Raw genomic sequence first — 18,155 nt, 5'->3', positions numbered from 1 at the left:
TATCAATCTTTTATTTAAAAATAGCTGTTTTCAGATATAGGGTCAGTCGTAAAACACAGCATTATCTTACCGCTCTATAGATCCCGGGAATAAAACATATAAACTATTTGTTGCTCTGGAAAAACTCTTGGTTGATGCCGTCAATAAAATCCAAAAGTTCTTCCCTGCCCATCCGGTTTGTGGAGGAAGTGGTGAAATGTGGAGGAACTTCTTCCCAAGCACCTTCCAATAATTTTTGAAGGTAGGCATTGGCCTGTTTTTCAATAACGGCAGGTTTTAGTTTGTCCGCTTTGGTGAAAATAATGGCAAATGGAATCTGGTTGGTGCCCAGCCATTCCATAAATTCCAGGTCTACAGGTTGAGGTTCGTGCCGGATATCAACCAAAACAAAACCACAGACAAGTTGCTTTCTTTTTTGAAAGTACTCCGTGATGTACTTCTGAAATGTTCTTTTGTCTTTTTTGGAAACCTTGGCGTAGCCGTAACCGGGCAAATCTACCAAAAACCAATTGTTGTTGATCTTAAAATGGTTGATGAGCTGTGTTTTACCTGGCCGACCCGATGTTTTGGCCAACGCTTTGCGTTCCACCAACATATTGATCAACGAAGACTTCCCTACATTTGACCTGCCGATAAAGGCGTATTCCGGTAAAGGTTCGTTGGGGCATTTGGCAACATTGGAGTTGCTCATTACAAATTCTGCAGAGGTGATTTTCATGCCTAGAAGTTACGCTTTTTCAGCCAAGCTTCCAGGATATGGTTAAAATCGTTGGGGTGCTCCATCATAGGGGCATGACCGCATTTTTCTATCCAATAAAGGTCTGAATCCGGTAATAATTCATGGAATTCCTTGGCTACGTTTGGTGGCGTCACTGTATCATTTTCTCCCCAAATAATACAAGTTGGCGTCTTCATGTGGGGAAGATCTTTGGACATATTGTGCCGGATGGCACTTTTGGCAATGGCCAGTGTCTTTACCAGTTTCATCCTATCGTTTACCGTGGCAAAAACCTCGTCCACAATTTCTTTAGTGGCCACTTTGGGGTCGTAAAATACGTCCTCAGCCTTCTTTTTTATGAACTCATAGTCACCGCGTTTGGGGTATCCATCACCCATGGCACTCTCATAAAGTCCGGAACTACCTGTAATAACCAATGCTTTGACCATTTCCGGGAACATCTTGGTGTGCAATAGCCCAATGTGTCCACCAAGGGAATTTCCCAGCAGAATAACATCCTTCAATCCTTTATGTTCGATAAACCCTTCCAAAAATGTCGCAAAGTTCTTTACCGTGGTTTTTAGGAGCGGCATGTCGTAAATGGGCAGCTCGGGAATAAGCACCTGATATCCTTTAGAGGGGAAATATTCGGATACACCCTGGAAGTTGCTCAACCCCCCCATCAGACCGTGCAATATGATCATGGGAGTCCCTTCTCCCTTTTCTATATATCGGTACTTGCCATCCTCGATTAAATGCTCTTCCATCTATAGTTAGTTGGTAGTAAGAGGCGCAAATATAGGAATTTCATATCACAAAGATTTTAGGTTTTAATCAGAACTGCGATAAGTTTTTTAATCCGATCAATTCTATTCTTGAATGAGTTTGTAGATCTCAAGTTTGATTTAGGGACGAATCAGGAGTTTTTCATCGAAAAGTGGATAATTTATTAACAAAAGTGGTGTTATGTGGAGAAATGTGGAAATAAAATCTATATATTTGAGTTGTATTAAGTAACCAATTGATTTCTAGTGACCCATATCATAGGACAACATGATTGCAAAGCTGATTCCAAAGGAAGGGTGTTGTTGCCCATTTCTTTGAAAAATCAGCTGTTGCCTGTTTTAAAGGAAGGGTTTGTTATCAAGCGGTCGGTTTTTCAGCAATGTTTGGAATTGTACCCCAAGCAGGAGTTCGATGTCCTCATGCAGAAAGTCATGAAGAAAAGCAAAATCAACCGAAAGTACGATGCTTTCGTGAGAAACTTTGTGGCCGGTATGAAAGAAGTGGGCATTGATGGGGATTCCGGAAGATTGCAGATTCCAAAAAATTTGGTGGAGTTCGCTGGAATTGAGAAAGAGGTGGTTCTGAACGCGGTTTTTGATAAAATCGAGATTTGGAACAAGGATAAGTACGAGAAGGTCTTGGCGGAAGGCGAGAAGGATTATGCCGATCTGGCCGAGGAGATTTTTGACGACGATGAGTAGTGTGTACCACAATCCAGTGTTGCTGAAGGAGTCGGTGGACGGATTGGACATAAAGGAAAATGGGGTGTATGTGGATGTCACCTTTGGTGGCGGAGGACACTCCAAGGAAATTTTGAAAAGATTGGGTGATAGTGGAAAGTTGTTCGCGTTTGATCAAGATGAGGATGCCCTGCAAAATGTATTGGATGATGACAGGTTCCAATTGATCAACCAAAACTTTCGCTACCTCAAACAGTATTTAAAGTTCTATGGCATTCGGAAAGTTGATGGAATCTTGGCGGATTTCGGGGTTTCTTCACATCAGTTCGATGAGGCTGACCGCGGTTTCTCCATTCGGTTCAATGCGGATTTGGATATGCGAATGGACAGAAACAATCAATTGACGGCCTTTCAGGTGGTGAACACCTATTCCCAAGAAGATTTAGCGTCGGTACTTTTTCAGTATGGCGAGTTGCGAAATGCAAATGCCATGGCCAAGACCATTGTTTCGGCACGGTCTGATGAGCCCATCAAAACAACGGATGATCTGAAAAAGGTTCTGAGCAGGTTTTTGCCAAAAATGAAAGAGAACAAAATTTTGGCTCAGATATATCAGGCAATCAGGATAGAGGTAAACCAGGAAATGGCCGTGCTCAAAGAATTTTTGGAACAAGTGCCGGAGATGTTGAACAAAGGGGGGAGGTTGAGTTTGATCAGCTACCATTCCTTGGAGGATAGATTGGCAAAGCGCTTTATCCGTGCAGGTAGGTTCGACGGCGAACCGGAGAAGGATTTTTATGGAAACATAAATGTTCCATTAAAAAAAGTTGGGAAGTTGATTACGCCATCAACAGAAGAAATAGCCAATAACAATAGGGCGAGAAGTGCAAAGCTCCGCATTGCGGAAAAAATATAAAGGGCCGGTCGAAAGATGGGATGTGGATAGATTCCCGTATTCATGGGACGGCAAAAGGAACACAAAATGAGAAAGGGATTGCTGGACATATTAAAAGGAAGGTTTTTGGTAAGCGGTGACGCTCCCAAAAATTGGATGTTTTTGTTGTTTGCCTCTTTCTTGGCGGCTTTGATGATCTCCAGCAGCCATAATGCCGATAGAAAAGTATTGGAGATTGCGGAGTTGAACGAGGAAGTGCGAAAACTTAAAAGTGAGTTTTTTGAAGCCCGTTCCAGTGTGCAGCAACTAAAATTGGAATCGACCTTGCGGGAGGTGGTGGCCGAAAAAGGACTGGTGCCGTCGGAAAACCCTCCCCAAAAAATTAAAGTTAAATCAGCGGAATAGTGGCCATTACCGAAAAAAATATCATGAACAGATTATACCTCGTAGCGGGAGGCCTTCTTGTGTTGGCCATTGCCGTGGTGGTGAAGTTGGTGGATATTCAGATGGTGGAAGGCGAAAAATACAAGGAGTTGGCCTTGAGCCAAACCGAGAAGATGTTCACCATAGAGCCCAATCGTGGCAATCTTTATTCCGAAGATGGTAGTTTGTTGGCCGCATCCGTACCTAAATATGAAATCCGGTTTGATGCCCAAACCGTTTCGCAAGAAAACTTTCAGAACAATGTGGCCGCCTTGTCTGATTCTTTGGGTAAAATGTTCGATAGGCCTTCTTCCTATTACCGGCAATTGTTCCGAAAGGCGAGGGCGAACGGAAATCGCTACAAGTTGGTGGCCCGTAATGTGGGGTATCTGGACTATGTGCGCATCAAACAGTTTCCCCTGTTCAACCTTGGGCCATACAAGGGCGGATTTATTGAGACCCATCGTGTGGTTCGAGAGTACCCTTTGGGTAAAATGGCGGCAAGGAGCATTGGGTACGAGCGCGTGGATGAAAACGGATACTATACCCGTGTAGGTTTGGACGGGGCATTTGGCGAATCCTATTTGCGCGGTAAGGAAGGAAAGCGATTAAAGCAAAAAATAGCGAAGGGACAATGGAAGCCTGTTGGGTTGGACAATATTGTTGAGCCTCAAGATGGGTTGGACGTGGTTTCGACCATCGATATCAATATTCAAGATATAGCCCATCACGAATTGTTGGGGCAATTGGAAAAATATAAGGCCGATCATGGCTGTGTGGTGGTGATGGAGACCAAAACCGGTGAGATCAAGGCCATTTCCAATCTGGGAAGAACATCTGAAGGAAAGTATTACGAAAAGTTGAACTATGCCGTGGGTGAATCCCATGAACCGGGTTCCACTTTTAAATTGATGTCCTTAGTGGCCGCCTTGGAAGATAAGGTAATCGACACCAGTACCGTCATTGATACGGAAAAAGGTAGGTATCGGATTTATGATGGAGTCGTAAAGGATTCAAAATGGGGCGGATACGGAAAGATAAGCGTAGCTAAGGCTTTTGCGGTTTCCTCCAATACAGCTTTTGCGAAGATCATCAATGAGAATTATAAGCAACAGCCCGAGAAATTCGTCAACCGCTTGATGAACATGGGACTCCATAAAAAATTGGACTTGCCGATCATTGGTGAGGGCGATCCGGTAATCCGTTACCCCGGCGATAAAGGTTGGTCTGGAATTTCGTTGGGATGGATGTCGCACGGGTACGAAGTGTCGTTGACCCCGATTCAGACCTTGGCCTTCTACAATGCCATTGCCAACGACGGCGAGTATGTAAAACCTCGGTTGATTCAAGAAGTACGTGAAGGCAACAAGGTTTTGAAGCGATTTGACAAGGAGGTGTTGAACTCTTCCATCTGTTCCAAAGAAACGGTAGAAAAGGCCCAACAATTATTAAAGGATGTAGTGGAAAAGGATTATGGCACAGGGCATAAACTGTACTCCAAAAACTTTTCAATGGCGGGAAAAACGGGTACCACACAAAAAAACTATGTGGAAAAGAACCCGGATAAATTGGCCTATATCTCATCATTTGCAGGATACTTTCCAGCGGACAATCCAAAATATTCGTGCATTGTGGTAATTCACGAACCCGATAAGGAAGAAGGATATTATGGAGCCGATGTTTCCGGTCCGGTATTCAAATCCATGGCGCAGAAAATACATGCCATTTCACCTATGGTAGATGAGGTGGACATCAATGTTATTGAAGATAAAGACTTGGAGCAACAGTACCAACAATACTATGCCCAAGTCCAAAAAAAATACAATACCGTGCCCAACGTAAAGGGCATGAGCGGTATGGATGCCGTTTCCCTGTTGGAAAACCTGGGAATTGAAGTGGAGGTGCACGGCAATGGAAAAGTAAAGAATCAGTCGGTAAACCAAGGGACCAACATAAAGCAGGTCAAGAAAATTGTATTGCAACTTTCATGAAGTTATTGAAGGACATATTATATGGTGTAAGTCTTTCCGCGGTGAGCGGAGATACCAATGTAATGGTGAACAATGTTCATTTCGATTCCAGAAAAGTGGAGATGGACGATGTGTTTGTTGCCGTTCGTGGTACCCTTACCGATGGGCACAAATACATTCAAAAGGCCGTAGATTCAGGGGCAAGAGCCATAGTGTGCGAAGAACTTCCCGAGTTAATGGTCAATGGGGTCACCTATTTGCAGGTGGCCAATTGCAAGAGTGCTCTGGCTGTTATTGCTTCCAATTTTTATGATAATCCATCCAAGAATTTAAAACTGGTCGGGGTTACGGGCACCAATGGAAAGACCACCGTTACCACGCTTTTGTACCATCTGTTCAAAAAGGCAGGTTTTAAGGTGGGATTGATTTCCACCATAAAGGTAATGGTGGACGATAACGAGTACAAGACCACCCATACGACCCCTGATGTGATCACCATCAACGATTATTTGTCCAAGATGAATGCAGCAGGTGTGGAGTTCTGTTTTATGGAGGTGAGTTCCCATGGAATTCATCAAAAAAGGGCAGAAGGGCTTTGTTTTGAAGGAGCCATCTTTACCAATCTGTCCCACGACCATTTGGATTACCACAAAACGTTTGCGGACTACAGGGACACCAAGAAAAAATTGTTCGATGGTTTGCCAAAAACCGCGTTTGCCTTGGTCAATATCGATGATAAAAACGGTTTGGTGATGCTACAGAACACCAAAGCCAAAAAATACACTTATGCCTTAAAATCCTTTGCCAATTACAGGGGTAAGATTTTGGAAAAGCAGTTCAACGGTCAACTTTTAAAGGTGGACGATAACGAATTGTGGTCCAAACTCATTGGGGACTTTAATGCGTACAACTTACTCGCCATATATGCCACGGCCGACATTTTGGGACTCGAAAAGATGGAGACCCTCAGGCTGATGAGCGAACTGGACAACGTGGATGGCAGGTTCCAATATTATATATCAAAAGATAAGATAACGGCTATTGTTGATTATGCCCATACTCCGGACGCACTAAAAAATGTACTGATTACAATCAATGCATTGAGGACTGGAAATGAAAACGTCATCACCGTAGTGGGGTGTGGTGGTGACCGTGACAAGTCTAAGCGTCCGGTTATGGGTCATATCGCTTCAGAAATGAGCAATCAGGTCATTTTCACGTCCGACAATCCAAGGACGGAATCACCTACTGCCATAATTGAAGAAATGGAAGCTGGAGTGGAACCCCAGAACACAAGAAAGGTGCTATCCATTGAAAATAGGAAGCAGGCCATAAAAACGGCATGTAAACTGGCGTTGGCCAACGATATAATCCTAGTGGCGGGAAAAGGCCACGAGACCTATCAGGAAACCAACGGGGTCCGGGTCGATTTTGATGATTTCAAAGAAGTAAAAGAAGCTCTGGAGAGCCTAAAAAAATAGTGTAGTCCATGTTATACTACTTGTTCGAATTTTTAGAGAAACAATACCAACTGCCGGGCGCGGGACTTTTTCAGTTCCTTACGTTCAGGGCTGCCTTGTCCGTATTGCTCTCGCTATTGATTGCCATGGTCTACGGAAAACGAATCATCTTGTTCCTTCAGAAAAAGCAGATTGGGGAAAGCATCCGCGACCTTGGCTTGGAAGGACAGAAGCAAAAAGCGGGAACACCTACCATGGGAGGGTTTATCATTATAATATCCACCTTATTACCCGTGATTTTGTTCGCTGATGTCAAAAATATATATGTCATCCTGTTGATCGTAACGACAATTTGGATGGGCATTATCGGATTTGTAGACGACTACATCAAAACCTTTAAAAAAGATAAGCAAGGGTTAAAGGGAGGATTTAAAGTAATGGGGCAAGTTGGATTGGGTTTGATCGTTGGATTGACACTGTATTTTCACCCAGCGGTTACCATTAAGGAAAAAGATTCGACCACCATAACCGAAAATTTTAAAGTAGAAAGGGTTTTTGGTGATGAAACCAAAGCGGTACGTACCAATGTTCCCTTTTTTAAGAATAACGAACTGGATTACGCGGATTTTATCTCTTGGATTGGTGAGGGGGCCGAAGATTATGCATGGCTCATCTTTATCCCTGTGGTAATTTTGATCGTGACCGCAGTTTCCAACGGGGCCAACCTTACGGATGGCATTGATGGCCTTGCGGCGGGGTCATCGGCCATAATTGTATTGACTCTGGGGATCTTTGCCTGGGTGTCGGGCAATATACAATTCTCGGACTATTTGGACATTTTCTATTTGCCGCGTGTAGGCGAGCTGGTTGTTTTTATAGCTGCCTTTGCGGGTGCCCTGGTCGGTTTTTTATGGTACAACACCTATCCGGCCCAAGTGTTTATGGGAGATACCGGTAGCTTGACCATTGGCGGTGTTATTGCAGTTATTGCCATTATCGTTAGGAAAGAATTGTTGATTCCCATTTTATGCGGGATCTTCTTTGCGGAATCGCTGTCCGTGATGTTGCAGGTGGGCTATTTCAAGCACACAAAGAAGAAATATGGCGAAGGAAAACGGATATTTTTAATGGCGCCCCTACATCATCACTATCAGAAAAAATTGTATCACGAGAGCAAAATAGTGACCCGTTTTTGGATTATTGGAATTATGCTGGCAATCATCAGTATTGTCACTCTAAAGATTCGATAGATGGGGCGATTGGTGATACTCGGAGGAGGAGAAAGTGGTGTTGGAACCGCCATTTTGGGGCAACAAAAAGGATTTGAAGTCTTTGTTTCGGACAAGGGCGACATAAAAGAGAAATACAAAAAAGTTCTTGAACATTTTGAGATTGAATGGGAGTCCGGTGAGCATACCGAAGCTAAAATCCTGAATGCTGATCTGGTGATGAAGAGTCCCGGGATTCCGGATACGGTTCCATTGGTGAAAAAACTTGTGGAAAGAGGTGTTCCGGTGATTTCTGAAATAGAGTTTGCATCAAGATATACAGATGCCACCCTGATCGGAATTACCGGAAGCAACGGAAAAACAACGACCACCATGCTTACCTACCATCTTTTAAAGGATGGTGAATTGCATACGGGCATGGCGGGAAACATTGGTGATAGCTATGCCAAAATGGTGGCTGAGCAAGATTTTGAGCATTATGTGTTGGAAATAAGCAGCTTTCAGTTGGACGGTATTGTGGATTTTAAACCACATATCGCTGTGATCACCAACATAACACCAGATCATTTGGATAGATATGATTACAAGTTTGAAAATTATATCGCATCCAAATTCAGAATAGCCATGAATCAGGACAAGAACGATTACCTGATTTATGATGCCGATGATGAAGTAATTGGGGATTGGTTGAAGAAACATCCTGTTCAATCCAAATTGATTCCTTTTTCTGTTAAAGGAAAACTGGAAGAAGGAGCTTGGCTGGAAAACAAAACGATAAAAATAAAATTAGAACATAAAACCTTGGAAATGAGTGAAGATATTTTGGCCTTAAAAGGGCAGCACAACGTAAAGAACACAATGGCAGCTAGTATGGCGGCCATGCTGGTCAAGGTCAGAAAAGAGACAATTCGCCAGAGTATCCAATCTTTTCAGGGGGTACCCCATAGATTGGAAAATGTATTGAAGATCAACCATGTGGAATACATCAACGACTCCAAGGCGACCAACGTGAATGCCACTTTTTATGCTTTGGATGGCATTAAAAAGCCCATTGTTTGGATTGCAGGGGGCGTGGATAAAGGAAACGATTATTCCGAGTTGATGCCATTGGTAAGGGAAAAGGTAAAGGCCATTGTTTGCTTGGGAGCGGATAGTTCCAAGTTAAAGGATGCTTTCGGAAACGTTATCGACCTTATGGTCGAGACCTATTCCATGGAGGAGGCTGTAAAAGTGGCCTATAAGATCGCCGAGCGGGGAGACGCCGTTTTGTTGTCGCCCGCCTGTGCCAGTTTCGACCTTTTCAAAAATTATGAAGATCGGGGAGATCAATTTAAAAACGCGATAAAAAATTTGTAGAACGTGTTGGCAATATTCAAAAATCTGAAAGGTGATAAAGCCATTTGGGGCGTAGTGGCCCTCTTGGCCCTTTTCTCATTTTTGCCAGTGTACAGTGCCAGTACCAATTTGGTCTACGTCAATGGCGATGGGACCACTTTGGGGCATTTGGTAAAACATGCTGTGCTCTTGTTCTTGGGCTTCGGCATTATTTATGCCGTGCACAAGATACCTACACATTACTTTAAAGGGCTGTCCATAATTGCCATGCCCATTGTAATATTACTGTTGATTTACACACTGACCGTGGAAACACGCATTGGTGGAGTGACCGCAAACCGCTGGATTAAAATTCCATTGGTGGGTGTAAACTTTCAAACATCAACTTTGGCAGCAGTGGTCTTGATGATTTGGATTGCCAGGTACCTGACCAAGATCAAGGATACAAGAATCACGTTCAAGGAAAGTATTTTACCGCTTTGGTTGCCTGTCGCCCTTGTGGTTCTGTTGATTTTGCCCGAAAACTTTTCAACCGCCGCCATTATCAGTTTAATGGTGTTGGTGTTGTGTTTTTTGGGGGGGTATCCTTTAAAATATTTGTTCGCCATGGTAGCAACAGGGATTGTATTTGCGGGCATGTTCCTGTTTGTACTTTTCAAGGCCCCCGAGGTGTTACCGGCCAGGGCGGGGACATGGAAATCACGGATAGAAACCTTTATCCACCCAGAGCAAGCGGATAAAGATGATCTGCACCAGCTGACCTTGGCGCAGATTGCCGTTGCCGAAGGTGGCGTAGTGGGCAAGGGGGCAGGAAAGAGCGTAATGAAGAATATGTTGTCCCAAAGTACGTCGGATTTCATTTTTGCCATTATCATAGAGGAATATGGCTTGTTGGGAGGAGGGGCATTGCTGTTTTTCTATCTGTTACTGTTATTTCGGATTGTGGTCGTGGCACACTCGTCCAAAACGGTTTTTTCAAAATTACTGGTGATAGGCGTGGGATTGCCGATTGTGTTCCAAGCTTTCATCAATATGGCGGTAGTGGTACAGCTATTTCCGGTTACGGGGCAACCGCTGCCTTTGATCAGTATGGGAGGAACCTCGATTTGGATGACCTGTATGGCAATTGGGATCGTACTAAGTGCTAGCAATAGAAAAGAAAATTTGGAGGAGGAATCCCACGGAATGGATGAAACGAACCCTTTAGAAGTATTAAGTGGACAACTATAGGTTTATACTTTCTGGAGGAGGAACGGGAGGACATATTTATCCTGCGGTGGCCATTGCGAACGAGCTGAAGAAAAGATACCCTGATGCGGAATTTTTGTTCGTTGGAGCCAAGGACAAAATGGAAATGGAAAAAGTGCCGCAGGCCGGTTATAAGATTAAAGGCTTGTGGATAAGTGGAATACAACGGAAACTGACATTGAAAAATCTCATGTTTCCATTTAAACTGATAAGTAGTTTGTTAGAAGCGCGCAAAATAGTGAAACAATTTAAGCCCCATGTCGCCATTGGCACGGGAGGTTTTGCGAGCGGGCCATTGTTGCGAATGGCCGAAAGCTTGGGTGTTCCCTGTGTACTGCAAGAACAGAATTCCTTTGCGGGCATCACCAACAAGCTATTGGCGGGAAAAGCGGAAAAAATTTGTGTGGCATACGATGGTATGGAACGTTTTTTTCCAAAGGAAAAGATTGTAAAGACCGGAAATCCCATCCGAACCGATTTGGTGGATGTAAAAGAAAACAAGCAAGAAGCGAGCAACTTTTTTGGACTGGATGGAAACAAAGAAACAGTTCTTGTTTTGGGAGGTAGCCTTGGGGCTCGAAGAATCAATCAGTTGATTGAAAAAGAGCTCGAATTTTTTGCAGGGCAAGGATTTCAGGTCCTTTGGCAGTGTGGTAAACTATATCATAAGGAGTATAAAAAATACGATTCCGGGTCCGTAAGGGTATCGGCCTTTGTAAACCGAATGGATTTGGCCTACGCGGCAGCAGATGTGATTATATCCAGAGCGGGAGCAGGTTCGGTTTCGGAACTCTGTTTGGTGGGCAAGCCGGTGATTTTTATCCCATCGCCCAACGTGGCAGAAGATCATCAAACCCAAAATGCAAAAGCTTTGGTGGTCAAGGATGCTGCCATTATGCTACGGGAAGTTGAGTTGGATGCCGAATTTGAAACCAGTTTTTCAAACTTAGTGGCTTCGAAAGAGGCTCAGGACAAACTGGGAAAAAACATTAAAAAAATGGCCATGCCCAAGGCAACGGAGCATATTGTGGATGAAATTGAAAAATTGTTGAAGTGAATTTGAAGGATGTACATAGCGTTTATTTTATTGGCATAGGAGGCATAGGTATGTCCGCCCTGGCACGCTATTTCAAATTTGTGGGCAAGGAGGTTGCCGGATACGACCGAACCCCGACACCCATTACCGATGGGTTGATGGAAAAGGGCATTTCGGTCCATTTTGAAGACAATGTCGATTTGATTTCGGACACTTTCAAACATCCAAACACTTTGGTGGTGTATACGCCGGCCGTACCGTCTTCACATTCAGAATTTCAATTTTACAAAAGCCAAGGATTCAATCTAAAAAAACGTTCCGAGGTATTGGGGATTATTACCAAGGATTCTTTTTGCTTGGCCGTTGCGGGTACACACGGTAAAACCACCACCACCTGCATTTTGGCACATCTGCTCAAAGAATGTGGATTGCCGTTGACCGCTTTCCTTGGTGGGATTTCGGAGGACTTCAACAGTAATTTTGTGTTGGACGGCACTGAATATTCGGTGGTGGAGGCTGATGAATTTGATCGTTCGTTCCTTCGTTTGACCCCAACTGTGGCTTGTGTAACATCCATGGATGCCGATCACTTGGATATTTACGGCACCAAAGAAGAATTGGAACACTCTTTTAGGGAGTTTGTAGGTAGGATCAAGCCCAATGGAAAATTGTTCGTGCGCAAAGGTCTTCCTTTGGAAGGCACCACCTTTGGCATTGAAGATGGAGCTGATTACTGCATAGAAAATATTGAAATTGAACACGGCGCCTACATATTTGATCTAATAACACCATCGGAGGTAATCAAGAATGTAAAGTTCAATAAGCCCGGAAGGCACAATTTGCTCAATGGATTGGCTGCTTTTGGGATGGCGGAACAAACTGGCTGTTCGCCACAACGCCTAGCCAAAGCCTTGGGGACCTTCAAAGGGGTGCAGCGTAGGTTCTCCTATCAGATTAAGGAAAAGGACTTTGTGTTTATAGATGATTACGCCCACCATCCAACAGAGATCAGTGCGGTGCATCAAGCCATACGGGAAATGCATGCAGGTGAGAAAGTGACCGTTATCTTTCAACCACACCTTTTCTCAAGGACAAAGGATTTTGTGGATGATTTTGCTTCAAGTCTTTCAGATTTTGATGAGGTGATCCTGCTGGATATTTACCCGGCAAGGGAAGAACCGGTTGAGGGGGTAACCTCACAGTGGTTATTGGAAAAAATAGAGAACCCCAATAAAAAGCTGATTTCTAAATCAGCATTGTTGGAAGAGGTAAGAAACTGCAAATCAGGGGTTTTGGTTACTCTTGGTGCAGGGGATATTGGACTGGAAGTGCCAAAAATCAAAAAAGTATTGAGTCATGCGCATTAATTGGGATTACATAAAATTGGCATTTTTGTCGGTGGCCGTAGTTGCGTTTTACGGTTTTGCCGAACAAAGAAATCAACAGCGAACAGTCCAGAATGTGACGGTAAAATTTGTTGGTGAAAACAATTTGTATTTAACTGAAGATGCGGTTAATAAATTGTTAATACAAAATTACGGAGCCCTAGAAAATACGCCCAAAGAACAGTTAGTTTTGAATACTATAGAGGAGATTGTGCTATCCAATGACATGGTCAAAAACGCCCAGGTCTATCTTACTGTAAACGGGGAGCTTGTGTCCAAGATCGTTCAGCGAAAGCCAATAGGAAGAGTGGAAAGTGTCTCCAAATTTTATTTGGATGATTTGGGTGAACGTATGCCTTTATCCAAGCACCATTCGGCAAGGGTTCCGATAATTACAGGAAAAATTACAGGGAAAACCCTTGAGGATGCCTATGTGATTTTGGATTATATCAACAACGATGATTTTTTAAGGAAGAATGTCATCGGCATACATATTGAAAGCGAAGGAAAGTATCAGCTCAAATTGCGTATGGAAAACTTTGTGGTGAATTTGGGCGGAGTGGACAATTTGAACAAAAAGTTCAAAAATTTTATGGCCTTTTATGCAAAGGCGGCCAAGGACAACTCCTTGGAAGATTATGCAACAGTTAGTTTGGAGTTCAACAATCAAGTGGTTTGCACCAAAATATAAAGTATGGAACAAGGTAATTATTCAGTTGGGTTGGATATTGGGACTACCAAGATCGTAGCGATCATCGGTAGGGAAAATGAGTATGGAAAAATAGAGGTTTTAGGCACCGGACGATCTAAAAGTTTGGGTGTTCACCGTGGGGTGGTCAACAATATCACACAGACTATTTCGTCCATTCAGCAAGCGGTGGAACAAGCCGAGTTGAATTCGGGCCTAAAAATCGGTTCCGTGGTTGTGGGTATTGCGGGTCAGCATATTCGAAGCCTGCACCACAGCGATTACATAACCCGACCCAATTCCGAAGAGGTAATTGATAATGAAGATCTGGACAAACTGTGCAACCAAGTGTACAAATTGGTGATGCTTCCCGGTGAGGAAATTATCCATGTATTGCCACAGGAGTACAAAGTGGACGGGCAATCCGAGATCAAGGAACCCGTGGGCATGTACGGCGGTCGATTGGAAGCCAACTTTCATGTGGTGGTGGGGCAGGTGTCATCCATAAAAAATATCGGGAGATGCATCAAAAGTGCCGGATTGGATTTAGGAAACATCACTTTGGAACCCTTGGCCTCGGCCGATGCAGTGTTGAGTCAGGAAGAAAAAGAAGCCGGTGTTGCTTTGATCGATATAGGAGGTGGAACCACAGACCTTGCCATTTTCAAGGATGGAATCATCCGTCATACCTCCGTCATTCCATTTGGAGGCAACGTGATAACGGAAGACATCAAAGAAGGCTGCTCCATCATCGAGAAGCAAGCTGAGTTGTTAAAGATAAAATTTGGTTCCGCTTGGCCGGGAGAGAACAAGGACAACGAAATTGTGTCCATTCCTGGGTTAAGGGGCCGTGAACCCAAAGAAATCACCTTAAAAAACCTTTCCAAGATCATTCACGCCCGTGTCGTGGAGATTGTGGAACAAGTGTATGTGGAGATTAAGAACTATGGGCACGAGGAACAAAAGAAAAAATTGATCGCAGGAATTGTCCTTACCGGAGGGGGAAGCCAACTGAAGCATTTAAAGCAATTGGTGGAATACATTACCGGTATGGATACAAGAATCGGCTACCCCAATGAGCACCTTGCAGGTGACTCCGATGAGGAAGTTGCCAGTCCATTATACGCAACTGCTGTTGGATTGCTTATGAATTCCTTGGAGGCCAAAAAGAAAAACCGCATAGTGGATCAAGAAGAGATGCACGAAGAAGAGGTTTTGGTAGGCCAAGAACACGATATGGGAGCCAAAACAAATGGGGCTCCGCATACGGAGAGAAAATCCATTTTTGACAAATGGTCAGAAAAGTTGAAGGACTTTTTGGACAATGCAGAATAATAACCTCATAAGAGAAACACAAAACTGTCATGAGTAAGAACACTGAATTTGACAACATAGCTTTTGATTTGCCCAAGAACAAAAGCAACGTAATTAAAGTTATCGGCGTAGGCGGTGGAGGAAGCAACGCTATCAATCACATGTTTCAGGCCGGTATCAATGGAGTGGATTTTGTAATCTGCAACACCGATGCACAGGCCTTGCAAAACAGCCCGGTATCCAACAAAATTCAATTGGGGGTAACCCTTACCGAAGGATTGGGTGCGGGAGCCAACCCCGAGGTTGGAGAGCAGGCAGCCTTGGAAAGCATGGAAGATTTAAAGGCTATGCTGGACAACAACACCAAAATGGCATTCATTACCGCAGGAATGGGCGGGGGGACCGGTACTGGAGCAGCCCCTGTTATTGCTAAGATAGCCAAGGAAATGGATGTTCTTACGGTAGGCATTGTTACCATGCCTTTCCAGTTTGAAGGTGCCATGCGTAACAAACAGGCCCAGATTGGGATCGAGAAACTGCGTGCCAACGTGGATTCATTAATTGTAATCAACAACAACAAACTTAGGGAAGTATACGGTAATCTTGGGTTTAAGGCCGGTTTCTCTAAGGCGGATGAGGTATTGGCCACTGCGGCAAGAGGTATCGCAGAGGTAATTACCCACCACTACACACAGAATATTGACCTTAGGGATGCCAAGACCGTACTTTCCAATAGCGGAACGGCCATTATGGGGTCGGCGGCAGCTTCAGGCTCGGCAAGGGCTACCGAAGCCATTATGAAGGCATTGGATTCCCCATTGCTGAACGATAACAAAATCAATGGAGCCAAAAACGTATTGTTGCTCATTGTTTCCGGTTCCCAAGAGATCACCATTGACGAAATCGGGGAAATCAACGATCATATCCAGATTGAGGCCGGTCATGGAGCCAACATCATTATGGGGGTAGGTGAAGATGAAAATCTAGGTGAAGCCATTGCTGTAACGGTGATTGCCACAGGTTTTAATGTGGATCAGCAGGATAATATTGTAAATACGGAGTCCAAAAAGGTATTTTACACCTTGGAAGATGAGCAAACAGCAGAACAAGACCTAACTCCCGAAGCTACATCGGTACAGCAAGTTAAAGCGGAAAAAAGAACGGTTGCTGAACCAGAACCAGAACCAGCACCTGAGCCAGAACCAACGGTAGTGAAGCATACATTGGATATGGAGGATGGAAAAGAAGACGCCTCCCCAAAAATGCAGGCCAAGAATCCAGAATTGATCCCAACGACCAACTATATCCGAAACTTCAATGTGTTTTACGAGGAAGTGGTTGCCGAACCGGTAGAGGATGATTTTGTGATCATTGAAGCTAAAAATGTAATCAACAATATTGATGTAGAAGATGCTGAAGAAGTATCTCCTAAGAGCAGTGAGGACCAGTTCACCTTAAGCTTTGATATGCCCTTGAACAGTCAACCTGAAGAGGAAGAGGAGGAAAAAGAACATACGGTAACCTTTAACTTGGATGATGGTATCGGGGATGTGGAAGTGAACGATTATGTGGAGGTTAAGCCCGTTTTGGAATATAAGAAAGAAGGTGAGACCCGATACGACCTACAAGAGTACATGGAGTTGGAAAACAAATTGACAGGGGCCAAATCCAAAGCGGAAACCCATGAGCCAAAACTGGTGGAGAACGAACTTGTTTTTGAGAGGAAAACCGTAAAAAAGGCTGAAGGAAAAATTGAAGGTTCTGGACAAAACGAAGATACCATCAATAATCTGGACCCAATGAACAGTTCCATCAGCGATATTTTGAAGGATCGTGCAGATGAGCGCAGAAGAAAGTTGAAAAACTTCAACTACAAGTTCCAGAATAATAGGAACAGTATAGACGATATTGAAAAAGAGCCGGCATACAAACGCCAAGGAGTGGACCTAAACGATGTTCCAAGGGAGCAAAAGGTGTCAAGAACATCATTGGGTGAGGACAGCAATGATGATTTGCAATTGCGTTCCAACAACTCTTTTTTGCACGATAATGTTGATTAGTAGTGTTTAAATTAATGTCCATTTAAATGGAAAGCATAAACCCGGAAGTAGCGAAACTTACGGGTTTATTTTTTATCTTCGCGAACTAAATCAGAACACATGGGTTTGCAAGAAAAGGTGATGACAGAAATGAAGGCCGCGATGAAGGCAAAAGATACCGTTGCCTTGGAATCATTGCGAGCAGTTAAGTCTGCTATCTTGTTGGCAAAGACCGATAAGGGTGGTGGTGCTGAATTGTCCGAGGAAGACGAAATTAAACTGGTTCAAAAATTGGTAAAGCAACGCAAGGACAGTGCGGCGATTTACCAAGAACAGGGCCGTGGGGACTTGGCGGAACCCGAACTGGCACAAGTGGCCGTTATCGAAAAGTTTTTGCCAGAGCAACTTACCGAAGAAGAAATAGAAAAAGTAGTTGTAATGGCTATTGACTCTGTTGGTGCTTCGGGTATGAAAGACATGGGCAAGGTAATGGGAATTGTTTCCAAAAAATTGGCCGGACAGGCCGACGGGAAGACCATTTCTGCCATCGTCAAAGCAAAATTGAGTTCATAATAAATAGTAAATGGCCCAGTAGTTCAACTGGATAGAATATCAGATTTCGGCTCTGAGGGTTGGGGGTTCGAATCCTCCCTGGGTCACTTTTTAAGTTTAAATAAAACCTTGCATATCTTTTTGATTTGCAAGGTTTTGACTTTTTTGAGCTATCATATGATATGGTTTGATTTGACCTTTTTTGGTTTGTAATTCGGTTAGTAAAATTTTATTTTGAAAGTGTTAACCGAATAAGGTTGTAATTGACTATATTAAAGACACTTGGTATTTGACTTTCGCAGGTAAAATTCGTTTGTTCGGAGCATTTGTTAGGCAATTAAAATGGATTAAATACGTGTAACTATTAATAACTGAAGTTGAAACAAAGTTCAAATAA

16 protein-coding genes and 1 tRNA gene are annotated in these 18,155 nt (G+C 43.6%); 15 read left to right on the top strand and 2 right to left on the bottom strand.

The annotated features are described in order from the left end of the window. Positions 1-103: 103 nt before the first annotated feature. Together yihA and VM932_RS08140 are read right to left on the bottom strand one after the other, a co-directional pair. Positions 104-718 carry a ribosome biogenesis GTP-binding protein YihA/YsxC gene (gene yihA, locus VM932_RS08145; protein WP_326278306.1) on the bottom strand — a complete coding sequence of 205 codons (615 nt, stop codon included), beginning with the start codon at positions 716-718 and terminating at the stop codon, positions 104-106. 2 nt (positions 719-720) lie between these two features. Next, positions 721-1,485 carry an alpha/beta fold hydrolase gene (locus VM932_RS08140; RefSeq protein ID WP_293167730.1) on the bottom strand — a complete coding sequence of 255 codons (765 nt, stop codon included), beginning with the start codon at positions 1,483-1,485 and terminating at the stop codon, positions 721-723. A 264-nt stretch (positions 1,486-1,749) separates the two neighbouring features. Between VM932_RS08140 and mraZ the strand changes: the two genes are divergently transcribed. The 15 genes from mraZ to VM932_RS08065 all read left to right on the top strand — a co-directional run bounded on the left by mraZ (position 1,750) and on the right by VM932_RS08065 (position 17,865). Then, entirely contained in the window at positions 1,750-2,205 is a 456-nt protein-coding gene (gene mraZ / locus VM932_RS08135; RefSeq protein ID WP_326278305.1) for a division/cell wall cluster transcriptional repressor MraZ, read from the top strand. After that, positions 2,198-3,100: a 16S rRNA (cytosine(1402)-N(4))-methyltransferase RsmH gene (rsmH, locus tag VM932_RS08130; protein ID WP_326278304.1), complete on the top strand. Its 903-nt coding sequence runs from the start codon at positions 2,198-2,200 to the stop codon at positions 3,098-3,100. Before mraZ ends, rsmH begins: the two co-directional genes overlap by 8 nt. Positions 3,101-3,166: 66 nt before the next feature. Continuing rightward, a complete protein-coding gene (locus tag VM932_RS08125; protein WP_163625201.1) occupies positions 3,167-3,484 on the top strand; it encodes an FtsL-like putative cell division protein in 318 nt (105 codons plus the stop codon). Further along, positions 3,484-5,493: a penicillin-binding protein gene (locus VM932_RS08120; RefSeq protein WP_326278303.1), complete on the top strand. Its 2,010-nt coding sequence runs from the start codon at positions 3,484-3,486 to the stop codon at positions 5,491-5,493. The genes VM932_RS08125 and VM932_RS08120 overlap by 1 nt, the downstream gene beginning before the upstream one ends. Beyond that, entirely contained in the window at positions 5,490-6,953 is a 1,464-nt protein-coding gene (locus VM932_RS08115; protein ID WP_326278302.1) for a UDP-N-acetylmuramoyl-L-alanyl-D-glutamate--2,6-diaminopimelate ligase, read from the top strand. The genes VM932_RS08120 and VM932_RS08115 overlap by 4 nt, the downstream gene beginning before the upstream one ends. 8 nt (positions 6,954-6,961) lie before the next feature. Beyond that, the gene (gene mraY, locus VM932_RS08110) at positions 6,962-8,182 is read left to right on the top strand and encodes a phospho-N-acetylmuramoyl-pentapeptide-transferase (protein WP_326278301.1); all 1,221 of its coding nucleotides are present in this window, start codon (positions 6,962-6,964) and stop codon (positions 8,180-8,182) included. Beyond that, positions 8,183-9,517: a UDP-N-acetylmuramoyl-L-alanine--D-glutamate ligase gene (murD, locus tag VM932_RS08105; protein ID WP_326278300.1), complete on the top strand. Its 1,335-nt coding sequence runs from the start codon at positions 8,183-8,185 to the stop codon at positions 9,515-9,517. A 3-nt stretch (positions 9,518-9,520) separates the two neighbouring features. After that, positions 9,521-10,726 carry an FtsW/RodA/SpoVE family cell cycle protein gene (locus VM932_RS08100; RefSeq protein WP_326278299.1) on the top strand — a complete coding sequence of 402 codons (1,206 nt, stop codon included), beginning with the start codon at positions 9,521-9,523 and terminating at the stop codon, positions 10,724-10,726. Beyond that, a complete protein-coding gene (murG, locus tag VM932_RS08095; protein ID WP_326278298.1) occupies positions 10,713-11,801 on the top strand; it encodes an undecaprenyldiphospho-muramoylpentapeptide beta-N-acetylglucosaminyltransferase in 1,089 nt (362 codons plus the stop codon). The genes VM932_RS08100 and murG overlap by 14 nt, the downstream gene beginning before the upstream one ends. Next, on the top strand, positions 11,798-13,147 hold the full coding sequence (gene murC / locus VM932_RS08090) for a UDP-N-acetylmuramate--L-alanine ligase (RefSeq protein WP_326278297.1): 1,350 nt from the start codon (positions 11,798-11,800) through the stop codon (positions 13,145-13,147). Before murG ends, murC begins: the two co-directional genes overlap by 4 nt. Then, entirely contained in the window at positions 13,137-13,856 is a 720-nt protein-coding gene (locus tag VM932_RS08085; protein WP_326278296.1) for a cell division protein FtsQ/DivIB, read from the top strand. The genes murC and VM932_RS08085 overlap by 11 nt, the downstream gene beginning before the upstream one ends. Positions 13,857-13,859: 3 nt before the next feature. Continuing rightward, entirely contained in the window at positions 13,860-15,188 is a 1,329-nt protein-coding gene (gene ftsA / locus VM932_RS08080; protein ID WP_326278295.1) for a cell division protein FtsA, read from the top strand. Between the two features lie 29 nt (positions 15,189-15,217). Further along, positions 15,218-17,227, top strand: coding sequence for a cell division protein FtsZ (gene ftsZ / locus VM932_RS08075; RefSeq protein WP_326278294.1), 2,010 nt, complete (start codon positions 15,218-15,220; stop codon positions 17,225-17,227). Between the two features lie 99 nt (positions 17,228-17,326). Continuing rightward, positions 17,327-17,779, top strand: a complete 453-nt coding sequence (locus VM932_RS08070) for a GatB/YqeY domain-containing protein (protein WP_326278293.1) — start codon at positions 17,327-17,329, stop codon at positions 17,777-17,779. Positions 17,780-17,791: 12 nt separating this feature from the next. Beyond that, positions 17,792-17,865: transfer RNA gene (locus tag VM932_RS08065), tRNA-Arg, on the top strand. The last annotated feature ends 290 nt before the right edge of the window (positions 17,866-18,155 follow it).

This window comes from Flagellimonas halotolerans (assembly GCF_035818535.1).
Lineage (GTDB): Bacteria > Bacteroidota > Bacteroidia > Flavobacteriales > Flavobacteriaceae > Flagellimonas > Flagellimonas halotolerans.
The sequence above is the reverse complement of the archived record's forward strand: the minus strand, read 5'-3'. Positions and strand labels throughout refer to the sequence as shown.

Coding starts and splice junctions, on each gene's coding strand:
- murD (WP_326278300.1), top strand. CDS start 8,183: ATGGGGCGATTGGTGATACTCGGAGGAGGAGAAAGTGGTGTTGGAACC.
- VM932_RS08085 (WP_326278296.1), top strand. CDS start 13,137: ATGCGCATTAATTGGGATTACATAAAATTGGCATTTTTGTCGGTGGCC.
- ftsA (WP_326278295.1), top strand. CDS start 13,860: ATGGAACAAGGTAATTATTCAGTTGGGTTGGATATTGGGACTACCAAG.
- yihA (WP_326278306.1), bottom strand. CDS start 718: ATGAAAATCACCTCTGCAGAATTTGTAATGAGCAACTCCAATGTTGCC.
- ftsZ (WP_326278294.1), top strand. CDS start 15,218: ATGAGTAAGAACACTGAATTTGACAACATAGCTTTTGATTTGCCCAAG.
- VM932_RS08140 (WP_293167730.1), bottom strand. CDS start 1,485: ATGGAAGAGCATTTAATCGAGGATGGCAAGTACCGATATATAGAAAAG.
- mraY (WP_326278301.1), top strand. CDS start 6,962: ATGTTATACTACTTGTTCGAATTTTTAGAGAAACAATACCAACTGCCG.
- VM932_RS08125 (WP_163625201.1), top strand. CDS start 3,167: ATGAGAAAGGGATTGCTGGACATATTAAAAGGAAGGTTTTTGGTAAGC.
- rsmH (WP_326278304.1), top strand. CDS start 2,198: ATGAGTAGTGTGTACCACAATCCAGTGTTGCTGAAGGAGTCGGTGGAC.
- VM932_RS08115 (WP_326278302.1), top strand. CDS start 5,490: ATGAAGTTATTGAAGGACATATTATATGGTGTAAGTCTTTCCGCGGTG.
- VM932_RS08070 (WP_326278293.1), top strand. CDS start 17,327: ATGGGTTTGCAAGAAAAGGTGATGACAGAAATGAAGGCCGCGATGAAG.